The sequence below is a fragment of the Aminomonas paucivorans DSM 12260 genome, from assembly GCF_000165795.1.
GTDB lineage: Bacteria > Synergistota > Synergistia > Synergistales > Synergistaceae > Aminomonas > Aminomonas paucivorans.
In genome coordinates this window covers 2,114,367-2,134,178 of sequence record NZ_CM001022.1, presented here as the reverse complement: position 1 = coordinate 2,134,178, position 19,812 = coordinate 2,114,367, and the positions used below count along the sequence as shown (strand labels likewise).

Annotated in this window: 13 protein-coding genes; 12 read left to right on the top strand and 1 reads right to left on the bottom strand. The window is 71.4% G+C overall.

The window, feature by feature from the left end:
• Nucleotides 1–134 precede the first annotated feature (134 nt).
• Genes APAU_RS10140 through APAU_RS10085 form a run of 12 tightly spaced genes read left to right on the top strand, consistent with a single transcriptional unit; the run spans nt 135 to nt 19,049 of the window.
• Nucleotides 135–776, top strand: coding sequence for a helix-turn-helix transcriptional regulator (locus APAU_RS10140; protein ID WP_006301653.1), 642 nt, complete (start codon nt 135–137; stop codon nt 774–776).
• Nucleotides 777–826: 50 nt separating this feature from the next.
• Nucleotides 827–2,152 carry a putative aminohydrolase SsnA gene (gene ssnA, locus APAU_RS10135; RefSeq protein WP_006301652.1) on the top strand — a complete coding sequence of 442 codons (1,326 nt, stop codon included), beginning with the start codon at nt 827–829 and terminating at the stop codon, nt 2,150–2,152.
• Between the two features lie 13 nt (nt 2,153–2,165).
• Nucleotides 2,166–5,408 (top strand): FAD-dependent oxidoreductase, encoded by a 3,243-nt coding sequence (locus tag APAU_RS10130; protein WP_006301651.1) that lies wholly within the window; start codon nt 2,166–2,168, stop codon nt 5,406–5,408.
• 20 nt (nt 5,409–5,428) lie between these two features.
• Complete coding sequence (locus APAU_RS10125; RefSeq protein ID WP_006301650.1) at nt 5,429–6,640, top strand: YgeY family selenium metabolism-linked hydrolase; 1,212 nt, start codon at nt 5,429–5,431, stop codon at nt 6,638–6,640.
• Between the two features lie 42 nt (nt 6,641–6,682).
• Entirely contained in the window at nt 6,683–7,687 is a 1,005-nt protein-coding gene (locus APAU_RS10120) for an ornithine carbamoyltransferase (RefSeq protein ID WP_006301649.1), read from the top strand.
• Nucleotides 7,688–7,715: 28 nt separating this feature from the next.
• Nucleotides 7,716–8,279 carry a cytidine/deoxycytidylate deaminase family protein gene (locus tag APAU_RS10115; RefSeq protein ID WP_006301648.1) on the top strand — a complete coding sequence of 188 codons (564 nt, stop codon included), beginning with the start codon at nt 7,716–7,718 and terminating at the stop codon, nt 8,277–8,279.
• A complete protein-coding gene (locus APAU_RS10110; RefSeq protein ID WP_006301647.1) occupies nt 8,276–10,003 on the top strand; it encodes an adenine deaminase in 1,728 nt (575 codons plus the stop codon). The genes APAU_RS10115 and APAU_RS10110 overlap by 4 nt, the downstream gene beginning before the upstream one ends.
• Before the next feature lie 57 nt (nt 10,004–10,060).
• Nucleotides 10,061–11,368 (top strand): NCS2 family permease, encoded by a 1,308-nt coding sequence (locus APAU_RS10105; RefSeq protein WP_006301646.1) that lies wholly within the window; start codon nt 10,061–10,063, stop codon nt 11,366–11,368.
• 37 nt (nt 11,369–11,405) lie between these two features.
• Complete coding sequence (gene hydA, locus APAU_RS10100; protein WP_006301645.1) at nt 11,406–12,791, top strand: dihydropyrimidinase; 1,386 nt, start codon at nt 11,406–11,408, stop codon at nt 12,789–12,791.
• A gap of 1 nt (nt 12,792) precedes the next feature.
• Entirely contained in the window at nt 12,793–15,381 is a 2,589-nt protein-coding gene (gene xdh, locus APAU_RS10095; protein ID WP_006301644.1) for a selenium-dependent xanthine dehydrogenase, read from the top strand.
• Between the two features lies 1 nt (nt 15,382).
• Complete coding sequence (locus tag APAU_RS10090; protein ID WP_006301643.1) at nt 15,383–17,671, top strand: xanthine dehydrogenase family protein molybdopterin-binding subunit; 2,289 nt, start codon at nt 15,383–15,385, stop codon at nt 17,669–17,671.
• A gap of 13 nt (nt 17,672–17,684) precedes the next feature.
• Nucleotides 17,685–19,049: an FAD binding domain-containing protein gene (locus APAU_RS10085; protein WP_006301642.1), complete on the top strand. Its 1,365-nt coding sequence runs from the start codon at nt 17,685–17,687 to the stop codon at nt 19,047–19,049.
• Nucleotides 19,050–19,109: 60 nt separating this feature from the next.
• Here APAU_RS10085 and APAU_RS10080 read toward each other — a convergent pair whose 3' ends face one another.
• Nucleotides 19,110–19,736 (bottom strand): lysophospholipid acyltransferase family protein, encoded by a 627-nt coding sequence (locus APAU_RS10080; RefSeq protein ID WP_006301641.1) that lies wholly within the window; start codon nt 19,734–19,736, stop codon nt 19,110–19,112.
• Between the last annotated feature and the right edge of the window lie 76 nt (nt 19,737–19,812).

The window sequence follows — 19,812 nt, the reverse complement described above, 5'->3', positions numbered from 1 at the left end:
CCGCTCGGGGACTCCCTCGACCGGCCCCTTCTCTTTGCGGCGGAGGCGTTGACAGGGAGTCGGCGCAGGGAGTAGGGTGGATGAAATGAATTCCTCGTCATGATAGAAAAAGTGTCAGGAAAGCGTGGGAGGAGGTGCTCTCCACGAAGGCCGACGAGATCCTCCGTTTTGCCCGTCCCCTGGTGGATTTTCTGGGGGACGTGATGGGAGAGGACTGCGAGGTGGTCCTCCACGACCTGAGGGACCCGGAGCGTTCCATCCTGGCGATCCGCAACGGCCAGGTCACGGGGCGCTCCGTGGGAGACTCGGTGACGGACTACGCTCTGGAGGTGCTCCGGGAGAGCCAGGGGCAGGACTACCGGGCCCACTACCCCGGTCGGTTGGCGGAGGGGGGCAAGGCCCTGCGTCTCTCCAGCCTCTTCCTCCGGGACGACGAAGGGCGGATCGTGGGCATGCTCTCCCTCAACCAGGACCTGTCCCGGCTCCGGGAGGCCCACGAAACCCTGGGACGTCTGCTTTCCCTGGGAGAGGTTTCCCCTCCGGACCGGGAGGACCCGCCCATCCATCTTTCCATCGAAAACCTCATGAACCTGCAGCTGGAACGGGCCATCCGGGACCGGGGCGTGGAGCCCGGGAGGATGACCGTGGAGGAGAAGCGCGGGGTGGTGGAGGAACTGGACCGCAAGGGCATCTTTCTGCTCAGGGGGGCGGTGGGGGCCGTGGCGCGGCGTCTGGAGGTCTCGGAGCAGACCGTCTACCGGTACCTGCGGGGGTAGGACGTCGCGTCCGTCCGGCTCCGCAGAGTCCGAGGGGAGGAGGGGTACGCATGCTGCTGGTGGGAAACGGAAGGCTGGTGACCCGGGATCCGGAGCGTCCCTACCTGGAGGACGGGGGGGTGCTGTGCGACGGGGGAACCGTTCGGGAGGTGGGGCCCACGGCGGAGCTTCGGGGCCGCCACCCCGAGGCCTCCTTCCTGGACGCCCGGGGGGGCTTGATCCACCCGGGTTTCGTCAATGCCCACATGCACTGCTACAGCGCCCTGGTGCGGGGGTTCGGGGGCAAGGGGGGGGAGCCCGCCTCGGATTTCGTCCAGGTGCTGGAGCGCCTCTGGTGGCGCCTGGACAAGGCCCTCACCCTGGAGGACGTGAAGGTCTCCGCCCAGGTCTGCCTGCTGGAGGCCCTCCGGTGCGGCTGCACCACCCTGCTGGACCACCACGCGAGCCCCCGGGCCATCCCGGGGAGTCTCTTCGCCCTCGCCGAGGCGGTGGAGGAGTCGGGGCTTTCCGCCTGTCTGTGCTACGAGGTCTCGGATCGGGACGGCCCCCAGGCGGCCCGGGAGGGCATCCGGGAGAATGTGGCCTTCCTGGAGCACGTGGGGAAGGGTGGCAACCCCCGGATCGCCGGGACCTTCGGCCTCCACGCCTCCCTCACCCTGTCCGACGAGACCCTGGACGCCTGCTCTTCCGCCTGCGACTACCAGGGGTTCCACGTGCACGTGGCGGAGGGGCCCACGGACGAGACGGAGTGTCGCCGCCTCCACGGCCTGTCCATCCTGGAGCGCTTCCGGCGCTTCGGCCTGCTGGGGCCCAAGTCCCTGGCGGTCCACTGCATCCACGTGGACCGGGAGGAGGTGGGGATCCTCAAGGACACCCGCACCGCGGTGGTCCACAACCCCGAGTCCAACATGGGCAACGCCGTGGGGGCCGCCAAGGTGCTGGACCTGATGGAGGCGGGGGTCCTGGTGGGTCTGGGCACGGACGGGTACGTCAGCGACATGCTGCGCTCCTACGCCCTGGGCAACGCCCTGGTCAAGCACGCCTCGGGGCACCCCAACCGGGGGTGGACGGAGGTGCCCAAGATGCTCTTCCAGAACAACGGGGAGATTGCGGACCGGTACTTCCCCCTGCGGAGGGGGGTCCTGGCCCCCGGGTGGGCGGCGGACCTGGCGGTGCTGGACTACGACCCCCCCACCCCCCTTTCGGAGCGGAACGTGGACGGGCACCTGCTCTTCGGCCCCCTCTCGGGGCGGGTGGTCCACACCGTGGCGGGGGGGCAGGTCCTCTACCGGGATCGGGCCTTCACCGTCCTGGACGAGGGGCGGATCCTGGCCCGGGCTCGGGAGTGCGCCTCCCGGGTCTGGAGCCGCTTCTAGGGGGGGCGGGGAGATGAGAGACCGCCTGCGCCCCCTGTCCTTCGAGGAGGAGCTGCTTTGGATGCTGGAGGAGCATCGCCTTCACGGGTCCCTCTTCGGCATCCCCCGTGCCCTGTTCTTCCGTCCCGATCCGGCCTCCCCCCTGGCGGGGCGGCTCTTCGGGGAGGCCCTGCACGTCCCCCTGGGCCCCGCGGCGGGACCCCACACCCAACTGGTTCCGAACCTGGCCTCCGCCTGGCTCTGCGGTGCCCGGTACCTGGAACTCAAGACGGTGCAGATCCTGGACGAGCTGACGGTGGAACGCCCCTGCATGGACATGGAGGACGAGGGGACCAACGTGGAGTGGTCCCAGGAGCTGAAGCTGGAGCAGTCCGCCTCGGAGTACGCCCGGGCCTGGGTGCTGGTGCACCTGCTCCCCCGGATCCTGGGGTGGGAGGACCCGGGGGAGGGGACCCTGTTCAACCTGAGCGTGGGGTACAACCTGGAGGGGATCCTTCGGCCCCGGATGCAGCAGTTCCTGGCCCGCATGGCCGACGCCTCCGAGGAGATCGAATCGTGCCGCCGGGTCCTGCGGGTCCGTCGGCCGGACCTGGCGGAGATCCCCGTCCCCTCCCGGATCGCCTCCAGCTGCACCCTGTCCACCATGCACGGGTGTCCCCCGGAGGAGATCGAGAGGATCGCCTCCTACCTCCTGAGCCGGGGGCTCCACGTGTTCGTCAAGCTCAACCCCACCCTGCTGGGGGCGGAGGGCGTCCGGTCCATCCTGAACGGGAGCCTGGGCTTCCGGGACCTGCACGTCCCCGACTCCGCCTTCGAGCACGACCTCCGGTACCCCCAGGCGGTGGAGATCCTGCGCAACCTGGCGGAGACCGCCCGGCTCCGGGGGGTCTCCTTCGGGGTGAAGCTCACCAACACCCTGGCCCTGGAGAACCGCAAGGGGCGGCTCCCCGGGGGGGAGATGTACCTCTCCGGTCGTCCCCTCTTCCCCCTGGCGGTGAACCTCTTCCGCCGGATCCGGGAGGACTTCCCCGACCTGCCCGTGTCCTTCTCCGCCGGGGCGGACCAGGAGAACCTGGCGTCCCTCTTCGCCTGCGGCGTCCGGACGGTCACCGCCGCCACGGAGTTTCTCAAGCCCGGGGGGTACGGACGCCTGGCCTCCTGGGCCCGGGGGCTGGAGGAGACCCTTCGGGCGGCGGGCTGCACCGGTCTGGGGGACTTCGCCCGGGACGGGGTGGCCCGCCTGGAAGAGCTGGCGGCGTCCTCCCTGGAGGACCCGCGCTACCGCTTCGCCCCGGTCCGGGTCCCCCGGGTGCCCACCCCCCTGGGGCCCTTCGACTGCGTGGAGGCCCCCTGTACCGCCGCCTGCCCCGTGGACCAGGAGGTGCCCCTGTACGTGCGGCGCCTCGCCCGGGGGGACTTCGACGGGGCCCTGGAGGGGATCCTGCGGAGAAATCCCCTGCCCGGGGTCACGGGACACGTGTGTCCCCACCCCTGCCAGGACCGGTGTACCCGCTCCCAGATCGACGAGCCCGTGGCCATCCGGGCCCTGAAGCGGGCCGCGGAGCGTTACGGGAGAGTCTCCGTTTCTCCCGTTCCCGGAAACGGTCCGAAGGTGGCGGTGGTGGGCGCCGGGCCCTCGGGCCTGGCGGCGGCCCGGGAGCTGGCCCGGGCGGGATTTCGGGTCACCGTCCTGGAGGCCCGGGATCGCCCCGGGGGGATGATGGCCCTGGCCCCCCGGTTCCGTCTCCCCGAGGACGCCCTGGAGGGGGACGTGGTGCGCATCGAGGCCCTGGGGGTGGACTTTCGCTTCTCCTCCCCCGCGGAGGGGCCCCCGGAGAGGCTGCTGGAATCCTTCGACGGGGTGTACCTGGCCTCGGGATTCCCCTGCGACGCCCCCCTGGGGATCCCCGGGGAGGGGACGCAGGGGGTCTACGGAGCCCTGGCGTTTCTGGAGGGGGTTGCCCGGGGCCAAGCCCCGGACCTGGGCCCCCGGGTCCTGGTGGCGGGAGGGGGCAACACCGCCCTGGACGCCGCCCGCACCGCCCTGCGCCTGGGAGCCTCGGTCCGGCTGGTCTACCGGCGCTGCCTGGACCAGATGCCCGCGGCTAAGGAAGAAGTCGAAGCCTTCCTGGCGGAGGGGGGGGAGATCCGGGAGCTGGCCTCCCCCGAAGAGGTCCTCTCGGAGGGGGGGCGCTTCCGGGGCCTGGAGTGCCGCCGAAACCGTCTGGGGGAGGCGGGGCCCGACGGAAGACCCTGCCCCGTCCCCACGGAGGAGCGTTTCTCCCTGGAGGGAAGCGCCCTGATCGTCGCCATCGGCCAGTCCCAGGGAACCCTGCTCTTCTCCCAAAGCCGGGTGAAGCTGGAGGGGGGCAGGGCCCGGGCCTTCGACAGCCTCGTCTCCACGGTGCCGGGGGTGTACGTGGGGGGGGACCTGGTGCGGGGACCCGAGACGGTGGTGGCCGCCTGCGGGGACGGAAGAAAAGCCGCCCGATCCCTGTGTCACGCCTTCGCCGTGCCTTTCCCGGAGGAGGAGCCGCCGGAGGTCCCCACGGAGGAGGAGGTGGAGCTCCTCAAGCTCCGCCGCGCCGTGAAGGTCCCCGCCCGTCGGGAGGGGCGGGGGGACGCCCGGGGCTTCGGCCTCGCCGAGCTTCCCCTGACCCGGGAGGAGGCGGTGGAGGAAGCGGCCCGGTGTCTTTCCTGCGACCTGGTGTGCGACAAGTGCGTCGACGTGTGCCCCAACCGGGCGAACCTGGCGGTCCGGGTGCGCCCCGCCTGGGGGACGGCGCCGGTCTTCTCCTGCCGGGGGGAGGGGGTCCGGGTCACCTCTTCCCGGGAGGTGCGGGTCCGCCAGGACCGGCAGATCGTCCACCTGGAGGACCTGTGCAACCACTGCGGCAACTGCGAGACCTTCTGTGTCCACCAGGGGGGGCGTCCCCACGCGGACAAGCCCCGGCTCTTCCTCTCCCCGGAGGCCTACGGGATGGAGGAGGAGAACGCCTTCCTGGCCCGAAGGGGACGCATCGCCTGGAAGGAGGGAGGGATCGAGGCGTCCCTGGAGCGCCCCCCCCGGGGGTGGCTCTACCGGGACCCCTTCCTGGAGGTGGAGCTGCTGCCCTCCTTCGGGCCTCGCCGGGTGCGGCTGCGCTGCCCCTTCCCGGGGGAGCGGTCCCTGGAGCGGGCTTTTCTCATGGGGGTCCTTCTGGAAGGGATGGAAGGGAGCGTCCCCTACCTGCTGGACAGAGGGGAAAACCGGTAAGTCGGAGGGAGCGGTGCGCCGTGGACGGGACGTTCCAGCGGATTCGGGAACTGGCGAAACGATACGAGCCGGACATGACCCGGTTTCTTCGGGACATGATCGCTCTCCCCAGCGAGAGCTGCGGGGAGCGGGAAGTGGTGGAGCGGATCCGGCGGGAGATGGAGAAGGTCGGGTTCGACGAGGTGACGGTGGACCCCATGGGGAACGTCCTGGGGACCCTGGGCACGGGAGGCCGGCTGGTGGCCTTCGACGCCCACGTGGACACCGTGGGGATCGGCAACCGGGAAAACTGGACCTTCGACCCCTACGGGGGCTTCGAGGACGGGGAGCGCATCGGGGGCCGGGGGGCCAGCGACCAGGAGGGAGGCATGGCCTCCATGGTCTACGGCGGGAAGATCATGAAGGACCTGGGGCTTCTGGAGGGCCTTCGGGTGGTGATGGTGGGCTCCGTCCAGGAGGAGGACTGCGACGGTCTCTGCTGGCAGTACCTCGTCCGGGAGGGGGGGCTGCGGCCGGAGTTCGTGGTGAGCACGGAGCCCACGGACGGGCGCATCCACCGGGGGCAGCGGGGGCGCATGGAAATCCGGGTCCGGACCTCCGGGGTGAGCTGCCACGGCTCCGCCCCGGAGCGAGGGGACAACGCGATCTACAAGATGGCCCCCATCCTCCGGGAGCTGCGGGCCCTGCATGAAAACCTCCAGGACGACCCCTTCCTGGGCAAGGGATCCCTGACGGTTTCGGAGATCTTCTCCTCCAGCCCCTCCCGCTGCGCCGTGGCGGACGGCTGCTGGATCTCCATCGACCGGAGGCTCACCGCCGGGGAGACCAAGGAGGGGGCGCTGCGGCAGATCCGCAACCTTCCCTCGGTGGCGGAGGCCCGGGCGGAGGTTTCCCTCTACACCTACGAGCGTCCCTCCTACACCGGCCTGGTGTACCCCACGGAGTGCTTCTTCCCCTCCTGGGTCCTGGAGGAGGACCACCCGGTGACCCGGAGCATGGTGGAGGCCTTCCGGGGCGTCCTGGAGAGGGAGCCCGTGGTGGACAAGTGGACCTTCTCCACCAACGGGGTGGCCATCATGGGCCTTCTGGGGATCCCCTGCATCGGCTTCGGCCCGGGGCACGAGGATCAGGCCCACGCCCCCGACGAGGTCACCTGGAAATCCGAGCTGGTGGACTGCGCCGGGGTGTACGCGGCCCTTCCCCGGATCGTCGCGGACCGTCCGGCCCGATAGGCCCGGGAACACCCACCGAACCGAGACAGAGGAGGAGTGCACATGAAGAGCTACTTTCGGGGAAGGCACTTCATCAACCTGGAGGACTTCGACCGGGAAGAGGTGGACACCCTGCTGGAGGTCTCCTTCGACCTCAAGAAGAAGTTCGCCATGGGGGAAGCCACCCCGTACCTGCTCTACAAGACCCTGTTCCTGATCTTCTTCGAGCAGTCCACCCGTACCCGGAACTCCATGGAGGCGGGGCTCGCCCAGCTGGGGGGGCACGCGAACTACCTGGACTCCAGCACCATGCAGGTCTCTCACGGGGAGACCGCCAAGGACACCGCGGTCATCCTCTCGGGCTTCGGACACGCCATCGCGTGCCGCTACTGCAACTGGGGGTACGGCAACCGGTACCTGACGGAGATGGCCCGGTGGGCCAAGGTTCCCGTCATGAACCTTCAGTGCGACCTGTACCATCCCTTCCAGGCCCTGGCGGACCTCATGACCATGAAGGAGAAGTTCGGCCGCCTCGACCGGCTCAAGGTCTCCATCATCTGGGCCTACGCGGAGAGCCACAAGAAGCCCATCTCCGTCCCCGTCTCCCAGGTCCTCCTGTTCCCCCGGTACGGCATGGACGTGGTCCTGGCCCACCCCAAGGGCTGGGAGCTTCCCGACTGGGTCATCGCCCAGGCCCGGGGCAATGCGGAGAAGTACGGCGGCACCGTCACCGTCACGGACGACGAGGAGGCCGCCTACCGGGGCGCCCACGTGGTCATCCCCAAGAACTGGGGCAACTGGGTCACGGACCAGACGGGGCTTGCGGCCGCCGGGGCGGTGAAGGTGGTGGACGAGAAGCTCCTGGCCCACCGGTCCTGGAAGTGCACCCAGGAGAAGATGGCCTGGACGGACCGGGACGGGGTCTACATGCACGCCCTTCCTGCGGATCGGAACCACGAGGTGGAGGACGAGGTCATCGACGGTCCCCGGTCGGTGGTGTACGACGAGGCGGAAAACCGTCTCCATACCGCCAAGGCGGTGATGACCCTGCTGATGGGAGGGCGCTAGGCGTGCCCCCCCGGGAGGAGGTGGCGTCATGAGGTTCCGCAGTCCCGGCACCATTTCGGCCGAGGAGATCGACGCGCTGCTGGACGTGGTGGAACACCGCATCCTCCCCCTGACGGAGGAGTGCGTCCGCCGGGGGCACAACCTCTTCGGCGGGGCGGTGCTGGACCCGGAGACCCTCCAGCCCCTGGCGGTGGGGAGCAACCGCCGGGGGGACAACCCGGTCTTCCACGGGGAGATCGACACGATCCTGCGGTTCTTCGAGCTGCCGGACCATCCCGCCCCGGGGGAGACGGTGTTCCTGGCCACCCACGAGCCCTGCTCCATGTGCCTGTCCGCCCTGGCCTGGTCGGGGTTTCGGGAGGTCTGGTACCTCTTCGAGTACGCCGAGACGGCGGAGGACTTCCACATGCCCGACGACCTGACCATGCTTTCTGCCCTCTTCGGGGCGAAGGGGACGAACCACCACAACGCCTACCTGGACCTGCACGGCCTCCGGGAGGCCGTGGCGGTCTCCCCGGAGGCCCCGAGGCTGGAGGAGCGCATCCGGGGCCTCAAGGAACGCTACCGGGCCCTGCCGGTGGACCTGGGATGACCTTCTCCCTGCGGGACCTGCTTCCCTTCGCCCGGGGGGAGGTCCCTTCGGACCTGGTGATCCGGGGGGCCCGGGTGGCCAACGTCCTCTCCCTGGAGTTCGAGGAGGTGGACGTGGCGGTGGCCCGGGGGACCATCGTGGGGATGGGGGAGGGGTTCGAGGGCCGGGAGGTCCTGGACGCCCGGGGGAGCGTCCTCATCCCGGGGCTGCTGGACGGACACCTGCACATCGAAAGCTCCTGCCTCACCCCCTCCCGGTTCGCCGAGATCGTGGTGCCCCGGGGGACCACGGGGGTCTTCGCGGACCCCCACGAGATCGCCAACGTGCTGGGGGCGGCGGGGGTGCGGGGCATGGCCGAGGCGAGCCGGGGGCTGCCCCTGGACGTGTTCCTGGGAGCCCCCTCCTGCGTGCCCGCGTCGCCCTTCGAGACCTGCCGGGTCCCCCTGGGGGCGGCGGACCTGGCGGACCTCTTCGCCGACGGCACCTGCCAGCACCTGGGAGAGATGATGAACTACCCCGGGGTGGTGGCGGGGGACCGGGAGGTGTGGGCCAAGATCGCCGCGGCGGGGGACCGTCCCCTGACCGCCCACGCCCCGGGGCTTTCCGGACGGGCACTGGGGGCCTACGCCCTGAGCGGTTGCGACGGGGACCACGAGAGCACCTCCCTGGAGGAGGGGCGGGAGAAGCTGCGCCGGGGGTTCTGGGTGATGATGCGGGGCGGTTCCGTGGCCCCGGACCTGGAGGCCCTGGCCCCGCTGCTTCGGGAGGACCCCGCCCGGGCGGGGCGCTGCATGGGAGTGAGCGACGACGTGGACGTCCGGACCCTCCTGGAGGAGGGGCACCAGGACGCCAAGCTGCGGCGGCTCTGCGCCCGGGGGGTGGATCCCCTGGCGGCGCTGCGCTGCCTCACCCTCTCCCCGGCGGAGTACTTCCGCCTCCCCCGGCGGGGGGCCATCGCCCCGGGATGGAGGGCGGACCTGGCCCTGGTGGACTCCCTGGAGACCTGCCGGGTCCACCGGGTGTGGAAGGACGGGGTCCTGGTGGCCCGGGACGGGCGGCTCTGCGTGTCTCCCGATCATGCGGTGCCCCCGGCCCTGCTGGACCGGGGCGAGCCCCTGCCTCCTCTGGACCGGGAGCGGCTGCGGGTGCCCGCCGCAGGGAGGCTCCTGCGGGTCCTGGGGGCTCGCCCGGGGTCCCTCCTGACGGAGAACCTCCTCCTCCCCCCTCGGGTGGAGGAAGGACAGGTCGTCCCGGACCCGGAAAGGGACCTGGTCAAGCTGGCGGTGCGGGAGCGGCACACCGGGTCCGGCCGGTTGGGGGTGGGGTTCGTCCGGGGTCTGGGGCTGCGGCGGGGGGCTCTGGGGGCCTCGGTGGCCCACGACGCCCACAACCACATCGCCGCCGGAGCGGACGACCGGTCCCTGCACCGGGTCCTTCGGGCTCTGGAGGAGCTGGGGGGAGGCTTCGTGGCGGCGGAGGGGGATCGCATCCTGGCGGCCCTGCCTCTTCCCGTGGGGGGGCTCATGAACCCTGGCCCCGGGGAGGAGACTGCCCGTCTGCTGGAGGAGGTGGACCGGGTGGTCCGGGGGCTGGGAGTGGAGGGTCTCCATCCCTGCATGGCCCTCTCCTTCCTTTCCCTGTCGGTGATCCCCCGGCTGAAGCTCACCGACCGGGGCTACGTGGACCTGGAGGGCGGCGGGCTCCTGGGGCTTTTCGAGGACTAGAAACCTCCGGGGGACGGGGTGCGCCGTCTCCCGGAATCACGGAGGAGGTGCGGGGACATGGAGTGGCTGGAGAAACGGTTTCATCTGAGGGAACGGGGTACGGACGTGCGGACGGAGGCCCTGGCGGGGGCCACCACCTTCATGACCATGGCCTACATCATCTTCGTCAACCCGGGCATCCTGTCCAAGGCGGGGATGCCCTTCGGCCCGGTGATGGTGGCCACCTGCCTCGCCTCTGCCCTGGCCTCCCTGCTCATGGCCTTCCTGGCCAACTACCCCATCGCCCTGGCCCCGGGGATGGGGCTCAACGCCTTCTTCGCCTTCACGGTGGTGCTGGGCATGGGGGTGAGCTGGCAGGTGGCCCTGGCGGCGGTGTTTCTGGAGGGGATCCTGTTCATCCTCCTGACCCTCACCCGGCTCCGGGAGGCGGTGGTCAACACCATCCCCTTGAGCCTGAAGCTGGGCATCTCCGGGGGCATCGGCCTGTTCATCGCCTTCATCGGCCTCCAAGGGGCGGGGATCATCGTGAAGAACGACGCGGTGCTGGTGGGCCTCACGAGCTTCCGGGGGAACCTCCCGGCGGTGTTGGCCCTCTGCGGCCTCCTCCTCATGGTGACCCTGGAGCACTACCGGGTGCGGGGGGGGATCCTCTTGGGCATCCTGGCGGTGACCCTCGCGGCCATCCCCCTGGGGGTGGCCAAGATGCCCCAGGGGGTCTTCTCCCTTCCCCCCTCCCTGGGGCCCGTGTTCCTGAAGATGGACTTCTCCCAGATAGCCACCTCCGGCTTTTGGGTGATCCTGTTCACCTTCTTTTTCGTGGACTTCTTCGACACTGTGGGCACCCTGGTGGGGGTGGCCAGCCGAGGGGGACTTCTGGACGAGCGGGGGCGGCTGCCCCAGGCCCGGGAGGCCCTGATGGCGGATGCGGTGGGCACCGTGGCGGGGGCGGCGCTGGGCACCTCCACCGTCACCTCCTACGTGGAAAGCGCCAGCGGGGTGGAGCAGGGAGGGCGGACGGGCCTCACCGCCCTGGTGGTGGCGGGTCTCTTCCTCCTGGCCATGTTCCTCAACCCCCTGGTCTCGGCGGTGCCTCCCTGCGCCACCGCCCCGGCCCTGATCCTGGTGGGGGTCTACATGATGACGGGCATCAGGGGCATGGAGATGGAGGACTGGACCGAGACGGTCCCCGCCATGCTGGCCTTCTTCATGATGCCCTTCGCCTACAGCATCGCCGTGGGCATCGAGGCGGGCATCGTCTCCTTCGTGGCCCTGAAGCTCCTCGCCGGAAAGGGCAAGGAGCTGAACGGGGTGTTGGTGGGCCTGGCGGTGCTTTTCGTGGCCGCCCGGGTCTTCGGCCTCCACTAGGCCGTTCGGACGAAGGGACCTGCAAGGGGGGGCGGGGATGGGAACGGTCTTTGTCGGGGGACAGGTGGTCTCCCCCCAGGGGGTCTGCCGGGCGGACCTGCGGGTGGAGGGGGAGCGGATAGACGCGGTGGGCTTCGGCCTCCTGCGTCGGGGGGACGAAACGGTGGACGTGTCGGGTCGGCTTCTGCTGCCCGGGGGAGTGGACGGGCACACCCACTTCGACCTCCCCGCGGGGGAGTTCCGCACCGCCGACGACTTCGCCTCGGGCACCCGGGCGGCCCTGGCGGGGGGCACCACGACGGTGGTGGACTACGCCACCCAGTTCCGGGGGCAGACCCTGGCCCAGGGGGTGGAGGCCTGGCACGCCCTGGCGGAGGGCCGGGCCTTCTGCGACTACGGCTTCCACCTGGCGGTGACGGACTGGAACGAAGGGGTGGAACGGGAGGTCCCTGCGGTGGTGGAGGGGGGCATCCCCTCCTTCAAGATGTACATGGCCTACAAGGGGGCCCTCCAGGTGGACGACGGGGTTCTCCTGCGCATGGCCCGGGTCCTCGCCCCCCTGGGGGGGCTGCTCTGCGTGCACTGCGAGAACGGGGACCTGGTGGCGGCCCTTCAGGAGGACCTCTTCGCCCGGGGGGAACGGGGGCCCCGGGCGCACCCCCTGTCCCGGCCCGCGGAGGCGGAGGCGGAGGCGGTGCACCGCATGACCGTCCTGGCGGAGCTGGCGGGAGCCCCTCTCCTGGTGGTGCACGTCAGCGCCGCCCGATCCCTGGAGGTCCTCCGGGCCGCCCGATCCCGGGGGGGGAGGGTCTTCGCGGAGACCTGCCCCCAGTACCTCCTCCTGGACGAGGGGCGCTATCTGCTGCCTCCGGAGGAGGCCCGGAAGTTCGTCCTCTCCCCGCCCCTGCGGACCCGGGAGGACCAATCGGCCCTCTGGGAGGCCCTGGACCGGGGAGAGGTGGACACGGTGGCCACGGACCACTGCTCCTTCCACGCCCGGGGGCAGAAGGACCGGGGGGCGGAGGACTTCCGCCGCATCCCCAGCGGCCTGCCGGGGGTGGAGCACCGCATGGAGCTGCTCTACTCCGCCGGGGTGGCGGAGGGACGCCTGTCCCTGGGGCGGTACGTGGAGGCCCTCTGCGCCCGCCCGGCGCGCCTCTTCGGCCTGTACCCCCGCAAGGGCGTCCTGGCCCCGGGGAGCGACGCGGACCTGGTGGTGTTGGATCCCCTGGGGAGCCGGATCCTCCGGGCGTCGGAGCAGGTGCAGCGGGTGGACTACTGCCCCTACGAGGGGATGGAGGTCCGGGGGCGCATCGAGCAGGTGTACCTGCGGGGGCGTCGGGTGGTCCACCGGGGGCGGCTGCTGGAGGGCCCCCCCGGGGGCGTCTACCTGCGCCGCAGACCCTTCGAGGGGAGGAACTAGGATGTTCGCGTTTCGGGTCAACGGCGAACCCTGTCGGGAGGAGCGGGACCGGAACCTGCTGGACTACCTGAGGAGGGAACGGGACCTCACCTCCGTCAAGAACGGGTGCGGCGAGGGGGTCTGCGGAGCCTGCACGGTGCTGGTGGACGGCAGAAAACAGCGGGCCTGCCTGCTGAAGCTCTCGGGGGTGGCGGGCAAGGAGGTCCTCACGGTGGAGGGCCTCTCGGAGAGGGAGGCGGAGGTCTACGCCTGGGCCTTCGCCTCCGCCGGGGCGGTGCAGTGCGGCTTCTGCACCCCCGGCATGGTGCTGAGCGCCAAGGCTCTCCTGGACCGGAACCCCCATCCCACCCGGGGGGAGATCCGGGAGGCCCTGCGGGGCAACCTCTGCCGCTGCACCGGGTACGCCAAGGTCCTGGACGCCGTGGAGGGAGCTGCCCGGGCCTTCCGGGAAGGGACCGTCCCCCGGGAGGAGGACCGGGCCTGGAGGATCGGGGAGCGGATGCCCCGGGTGGACGCCCGGGACAAGGTCCTGGGTCGGGCCCGGTTCGCCGACGACTGTTCCCTCCCCGGGATGCTCCACGGGGCGGTGCTGCGCTCCCCCGTGCCCCGGGGGCTGGTGCGGCGGATCGACGTCTCCGAGGCCCGGGCCCTGGAGGGGGTGGAGGCGGTCCTCACCTGGAGGGACGTGCCGGGCAGGCGGACCCTGGGGCACCTGGTGCCGGACTGGCCGGTGCTGGTGGCGGAGGGGGAGGAGACCCGGTACGTGGGGGACGCCCTGGCCCTGGTGGCCGCCCGGGATCCCGAGACCGCCCGGGAGGCCCTGGGACGCATCCGGCTGGAGGTCCAGGAGCTTCCCCCGGTGCTCTCCCCGGAGGAGGCCCTGGCCCCGGGGGCCCCGCAGCTCCACCCCTGGGGAAACCGGGTGGAGGTGAAGACCCGGGTCAAGAGGGGGGACGCGGAGGAGGCCCTGGCCCGGTCCGCCCACGTGGTGTCCCGGACCTACCGGACCCAGAGGGTGGACCACGCCTTCCTGGAACCCGAGTCCGCCCTGGCGGAGCCGGTGGGGGACGGCCTCGTGGTGACCACGGGGGGGCAGGGGGTGTACGACGAGAACCGTCAGATCGCCGAGCTGTTGGGGATCCCCCCGGAGAAGGTGCGCTGCGTCACCGCCCTGGTGGGGGGAGGCTTCGGGGGCAAGGAGGACCTGTCGGTGCAGCACCACGCGGCCCTGATGGCCTGGATCACCCGCAAGCCCGTGAAGCTCACCTGGACCCGGGAGGAGAGCCTTCGGGTGCACCCCAAGCGGCATCCCATGACCATCCAGATCACCTCGGGGTGCGACGGGGAGGGGCACCTCACCGCCCACCGGATCCGCATCACCTCCGACACGGGGGCCTACACCTCCCTGGGGGGGCCGGTGCTCCAGCGGGCCTGCACCCACGCCGGGGGGCCCTACAAGGTTCCCTGCATGGACGTGGAGGGGCTGGGGGTCTACACCAACAACCCCCCCTGCGGGGCCTTCCGGGGCTTCGGGGTCACCCAGTCCGCCTTCGCGGTGGAGGGCAACCTGAACCTCCTGGCGGAGGCGACGGGGCTCTCCTACTGGGAGATCCGGTGGCGCAACGCCATCGCCCCGGGGGACGTGATGAGCAACGGCCAGATCGCCGGGCCCGACGTGCGCCTCAAGGAGACCCTTCTGGACGCCAAGGAGGCCTTCGAGTCCTCCCCCCGGGCGGGCATCGCCTGCGGCATGAAGAACAGCGGCCTGGGGGTGGGGGTGCCCGACGTCTCCCGGGTGCGCCTGGAGGTCCGGGAGGGGGAGGTGCGGGTCTTCACCAGCGCCGCCTGCATGGGCCAGGGCATCGCCACCATGACCACCCAGATTCTGAGCCACGTCACGGGCCTGCCCCTCTCCCGGATCCGGCACATGCCTGCGGACACCCGTCTCACCCCCGATGCGGGGACCAGCACCGCCTCCCGGCAGACCGTGTTCACCGGGGAGGCGGTGCGGCGCTGCGCCGAGGCCCTGCGGCAGGACCTGCTTCAGGCGGGTTCCCTGGAGGCCCTGGAGGGGAAGGACCTCTACCGGGAGTTCGACTTCCAAAGCGACCCCATGGGGTCGGAGGTGCCCCATCCGGTGAGCCACATCGCCTACGGCTACGCCACCCACGTGGTCCTGCTGGACGAGGAGGGGCGGGTGGAGCGGTACGTGGCCTGCCACGACTCGGGACAGCCCATCAACCTCACCTCCCTGGAGGGGCAGATCGAGGGCGGGGTGGTCATGGGGCTCGGCTACGCCCTGACGGAGGAGTTCCCCACCCCCGGGGGCTATCCGGTGAAGAGGTACGGGACCCTGGGGCTCTGGAGGGCCCCGGATGTCCCCCCCATCGAGGTGAAGCTCTCCTACGCCCGGGGCGGGGAGGTGGCCTTCGGAGCCAAGGGGGTGGGGGAGATCGCCCTGGTGCCCCCCGCCCCCGCCGTCGCCCTGGCCTACCGGAGGCTCGACGGCCGGGAAAGGACGGAGCTGCCCTTGGCGGGAACGCCCTACCACAAGCGGGGAAGCGGCGGCGGAACGGAAGGGGAGGAATAGGATGAACGGCAAGGTGGTGGGGACCTCGGTCCCCCGCAAGGACGGCATCGACAAGGTCACCGGGCGGGCTCCCTTCGTGGCGGACATCCCCGTGCCGGGGTGCTGGGAGGGGGCGGTGGTGGGCTCCCCGGTCCCCCACGGGATCCTTAAGGGGTTCGAGAGGGACCCGGCCTTCGACTGGTCCCGGGTGGTCTTCCTCACCGCTCGGGATCTGAGGGGAAAGAACTTCGTCCACCTGGTGCGGGACGACCTGCCCATCCTGGCGGAGGAGCGGGTGGCCTACGCGACCCAGGGGATCGCCCTGCTGGCGGCCCCGGACGAGGCGCTCCTCCGGGGGGCGTTGAAGGCCCTTCGACCGGTCCTGGAACCCCTGCCGGCGGTGCTCTCCCTGGAGGACTCCCTGGGCCGGAAGGGGATCGTCTGGGGGGAGGACAACATCCTGGACGAGTACCGCATCCAGCGGGGAGACCTGAAGAAGGGCTTCGCCGAGGCGGATCGGATCGTGGAGGGGATCTACCGCACGGGGCTCCACGAGCAGCTCTACCTGGAGACCCAGGGCATGCTGGCCCTTCCCCAGGACGACGGAACCCTGGAGGTGGTGGGGTCCATGCAGTGTCCCTATTACGTCCACGGCGCCCTGGTCCAGTCCCTGGGATGGGACCCGGAGCGCATCCGGGTCCGCCAGGCCGTCACGGGCGGGGGGTTCGGGGGCAAGGAGGACTTCCCCTCCCTCCTGGCCCTCTGGGTGGCCAACCTGGCCCTGGCCGCAGGGCGGCCCGTCCGCCTGGTCTACGACCGGTCCGACGACCTTCTGGGGACGCCCAAGCGCCACCCTTCCCGGACCCGCATCGTGGCGGGGGTCAAGGAGGACGGGACCCTGACGGCCCTGGAGGTGGAACTGGTCCTGGACGGGGGGGCCTTCACCACCCTGAGCCGGGTGGTGCAGCAGAGGGCGACCCTCCACGCCCAGGGGTGCTACCGGGTGCCGAACGTCTCCATCCACTCCCTCTCCGTGGCCACCCACATGGTCCCCTGCGGGGCCTACAGGGGCTTCGGCGCCCCTCAGGCCCTCTTCGCCATGGAGCGCCACATGGACAAGATCGCCCTGGTCCTGAACCTGGACCCCCTGGACGTGAGGCTCCGCAACGTCCTGGAGGAGGGGGACGTCCTGCCTTGCGGGCAGGTCCTTCGGGATGCGGTCCACCCCAAGGAAGTGCTGCTTCGGGCGGCGGAGCTGGGGGACTACCGGAACAAGCGGGTGGCCCACGCCGCCCAGACGGGACGGGTGCGCCGGGGGGTGGGCATCAGCCTGGCCCTCCACGGGGGAGGATTCACGGGGGACGGGGAGGCGAACATGGGCACGACGGTGCGGGTGGAGTACGCCTCCGGCGTCTTCACCGTCCACGCCAGCAGCGCCGACATGGGCCAGGGCATCGGCACGGTGCACCCCATGATCGCCGCCCAGGCCCTGGGGGTGCCCTACGACCAGGTGGCCTGCCCCAGGCCGGACACCGCCGTCACCCCCAACAGCGGCCCCACCGTGGCCTCCCGGAGCACCATGTACGTGGGGCGGGTGGTGCAGGAGGCCTGCGGCGCCCTGATCCGCGACCTGGCGGCCTTCTTGGGGGATCGGGAGGGGACGGGGCCCGCCCGGTTCGAGGAGGGGCGGTTTTTCCTGAAGGACCGATCCTGGACCACCCGGGAGGCGGCGGACCTGGCCCGGGAGGCCCGGGGGAGCCTGGAGGCCTGTGGCACCCTGCCCCCGGGCTGCACGGGCCGATGGGACCAGGACGCCTTCCGGGGGGAGGCCTACAAGGCCTATTCCTGGATCGCCCAGACGGTGGAGGTGGAGGCGGACCTGGACACCTACGAGGTGACCCCCCTGGAGGTGGCCGTGGCGGCGGAGATCGGGAAGGCCATCCATCCGATCCTGGTGGAGGGGCAGATCCTCGGGGGCTTCCTTCAGTCCCTGGGATGGAGCCACATCGAGGACCTGACCCTGACGGGGGAGGGGAAGCTCTCGGCGGAACACCTGAACGCCTACCTGATCCCCACCACCCTGGACACCCCCCGGTGGAAGGTGGAGGTCCTGGAGCCCGGGACCTGTCCCGTGGGGCCCTGCGGGGCCAAGGGGCTGGGGGAGCTTCCCCTGAACGGGGGGGCCCCGGCCTTCGTGTCCGCCCTGCAGGACGCCACGGGGGTCTTCGGCACGGAGGTCCCCCTCACGGGGGAAAAGCTCTTCCGGCTTCTGGAGGAGCGGGACGGGGCCTCCGCCCCGGACCGGCAGTGAGGAGGTTCGGACCATGAGGATGCGGGTCACCGTCAACGGAAAGGTACGAAGCGCCCAGGTCCACCCGCTCAAGTCCCTGCTGCGGGTCCTGCGGGAGGATCTTGACCTCCCGGGAACCAAGGAAGGGTGCGGCGAGGGGGAGTGCGGCGCCTGCGCGGTGCTCCTGGACGGGGTGCTGGTGAACTCCTGCTGCGTTCCCGCCCTCCAGGTGGCGGGGCGGGAGGTGCTCACCGTGGAGGGGTTGGGCGTCCCCGGGGAGGAGGGGCAGACCCCCGACGCCCTGCAGATCGCCTTCGTGGAGGAGGGGGCGGTGCACTGCGGTTTCTGCACCCCCGGCATGGAGATGGCCTCCCGGGCCCTCCTGGAGGAGAACCCCCGCCCCACCCGGGAGGAGGTGCGGGTAGCCCTTTCGGGAAACCTGTGCCGCTGTACGGGCTACGAGCCCATCTACCGGGCGGTGGACCGGGCGGTTCGGGAGGAATACCCCGCCTCCTTCCGTCCCCGTCCCAACCCCTGCGCCGGGGATCTCCCGGAGTTCGACCCGGAGGAACGGGGGCGCTTCTTCGCCCCCCGAAGCCTGGAGGAGGCCCTGGCGGTCCTGGCGGAGCACCCCGACGCCACCCTCCTGGCGGGGGGCACGGACATCCTGCCGGACCGGAAGAACCGCAAGGCGGACCCGGAGAAGGTGGTGGACCTGTTCCGCCTGGAGGAGCTGCACGGGGCCGTGCGGGAGGGGGAGATCCTGCGCCTGAGGGCCTGCACCACCAACGGGGAGATCCTGCGCACCCCCCTGGTGGGGGAGCTGCTGCCCGCTCTGCGGGAGGCCTCCTTCCGCAGCGGGGCCCCGGCCATCCAGAACCGGGCCACCCTGGGGGGCAACCTGGCCAACGCCTCCGGGGCGGCGGATCTGCCGGTGGTGCTCCTGGCCCTGGGGGCCCGGGTGCGCCTGGCCTCCGCCCGGGGGACCCGGACCCTGTCCCTCGGAGAGTTCATGCCCCGGTACCGGGAGAACGCCTGCGCCCCCGGGGAGATCCTGGAATCCCTGGAGATCCCCGTGCCTGCCCCGTCCTCCCGGCAGCGGTTCTACAAGCGGGGTTCCCGCAAGGCCCTGACCCTCTCCCGGGTCAGCCTCGCCCTGTTCCTGGAGGAGGAGGGGGGGACGATCCGGACCTTCCGGCTGGCGGCGGGGAGCATGGCTCCCCTGCCACAGCGCCTGACCCGCACGGAGGAGGCGGTGCTGGGGCGTCCCCTGGACCGGCAGACCGCCGACCTGGCCTCCCGCACGGCGGGGGAGGAGGTGCAGCCCCGCAAGAGCCCCTCCTACCGCAAGGCCATCACCGCCAACCTGGTGCGCCGGTTTTTCGACGAGCTTCTGTAGGGGGCGGAAGGAGAACGAAGCGAGGGGCCGCCGGGAGTCCGGCGGCCCCTCGCCTTGGGATCAGGACCCCTGGGGAGGGTCGGGCAGAAGGGCCTGGCGCAGCCGCTCCAGGAAGGCTCGTCGCGCCTCCCGGTCCGGCAGGCCCGCGAAGTCTTCCGGGAGGAGGGCCTCCCGGAAGGTCACCCGGATCTTCCGGGGCCGGGGGAAGCACCCCGATGTGGGCAGGGCCTCGAAGGCCCCGTCCACCCGCACGGGCACCACGGGCACCCCGGACTTGAGGGCCAGCAGGGCAGCGCCCCCCTCCAGGGGCTGGAGGGTGCCGTCGGGGCTGCGTCGCCCCTCCGGGAAGATCATCACCGACTCCCCCCGCTCCAGCAGGTGCAGGGTCAGACGCAGCACCCCCGCGGCGCTGCGCCGGTCCTCCTGGGAGACGGGCACCGCCCCCAGCAGCCGGATGATCCCCCCCAGCAGGGGGACCCGGAAGAGACCGTCCCAGGCCAGGCCCCGCACCACCCCGGGGAAGGCGACCCCCACGGCCGGGGGGTCCAGGTAGCTCCCGTGGTTCGCCGCCAGGATCAGGGGGCGGGTCGCGGGCAGGCCCTCCCTCCCGACCAGGGAGAGTCGATGGTACACTCGAAAGTACAGGGCCAGCACCAGCCAGGCCAGTCGGTAGAAGAACGTGGACAAGGGCAGACCTCCGTCCCGGGGGCACCGCCCCGTTTTCCCCAAGCATAGCCCACGGCGGCAGCGCCGTCCAAGGAGG

Bases quoted from the DNA above. Each gene is read 5' to 3' on its own strand.
- ssnA (WP_006301652.1), top strand. From the start codon at position 827: ATGCTGCTGGTGGGAAACGGAAGGCTGGTGACCCGGGATCCGGAGCGT.
- APAU_RS10130 (WP_006301651.1), top strand. From the start codon at position 2,166: ATGAGAGACCGCCTGCGCCCCCTGTCCTTCGAGGAGGAGCTGCTTTGG.
- APAU_RS10120 (WP_006301649.1), top strand. From the start codon at position 6,683: ATGAAGAGCTACTTTCGGGGAAGGCACTTCATCAACCTGGAGGACTTC.
- APAU_RS10115 (WP_006301648.1), top strand. From the start codon at position 7,716: ATGAGGTTCCGCAGTCCCGGCACCATTTCGGCCGAGGAGATCGACGCG.
- APAU_RS10110 (WP_006301647.1), top strand. From the start codon at position 8,276: ATGACCTTCTCCCTGCGGGACCTGCTTCCCTTCGCCCGGGGGGAGGTC.
- APAU_RS10105 (WP_006301646.1), top strand. From the start codon at position 10,061: ATGGAGTGGCTGGAGAAACGGTTTCATCTGAGGGAACGGGGTACGGAC.
- hydA (WP_006301645.1), top strand. From the start codon at position 11,406: ATGGGAACGGTCTTTGTCGGGGGACAGGTGGTCTCCCCCCAGGGGGTC.
- xdh (WP_006301644.1), top strand. From the start codon at position 12,793: ATGTTCGCGTTTCGGGTCAACGGCGAACCCTGTCGGGAGGAGCGGGAC.
- APAU_RS10090 (WP_006301643.1), top strand. From the start codon at position 15,383: ATGAACGGCAAGGTGGTGGGGACCTCGGTCCCCCGCAAGGACGGCATC.
- APAU_RS10085 (WP_006301642.1), top strand. From the start codon at position 17,685: ATGAGGATGCGGGTCACCGTCAACGGAAAGGTACGAAGCGCCCAGGTC.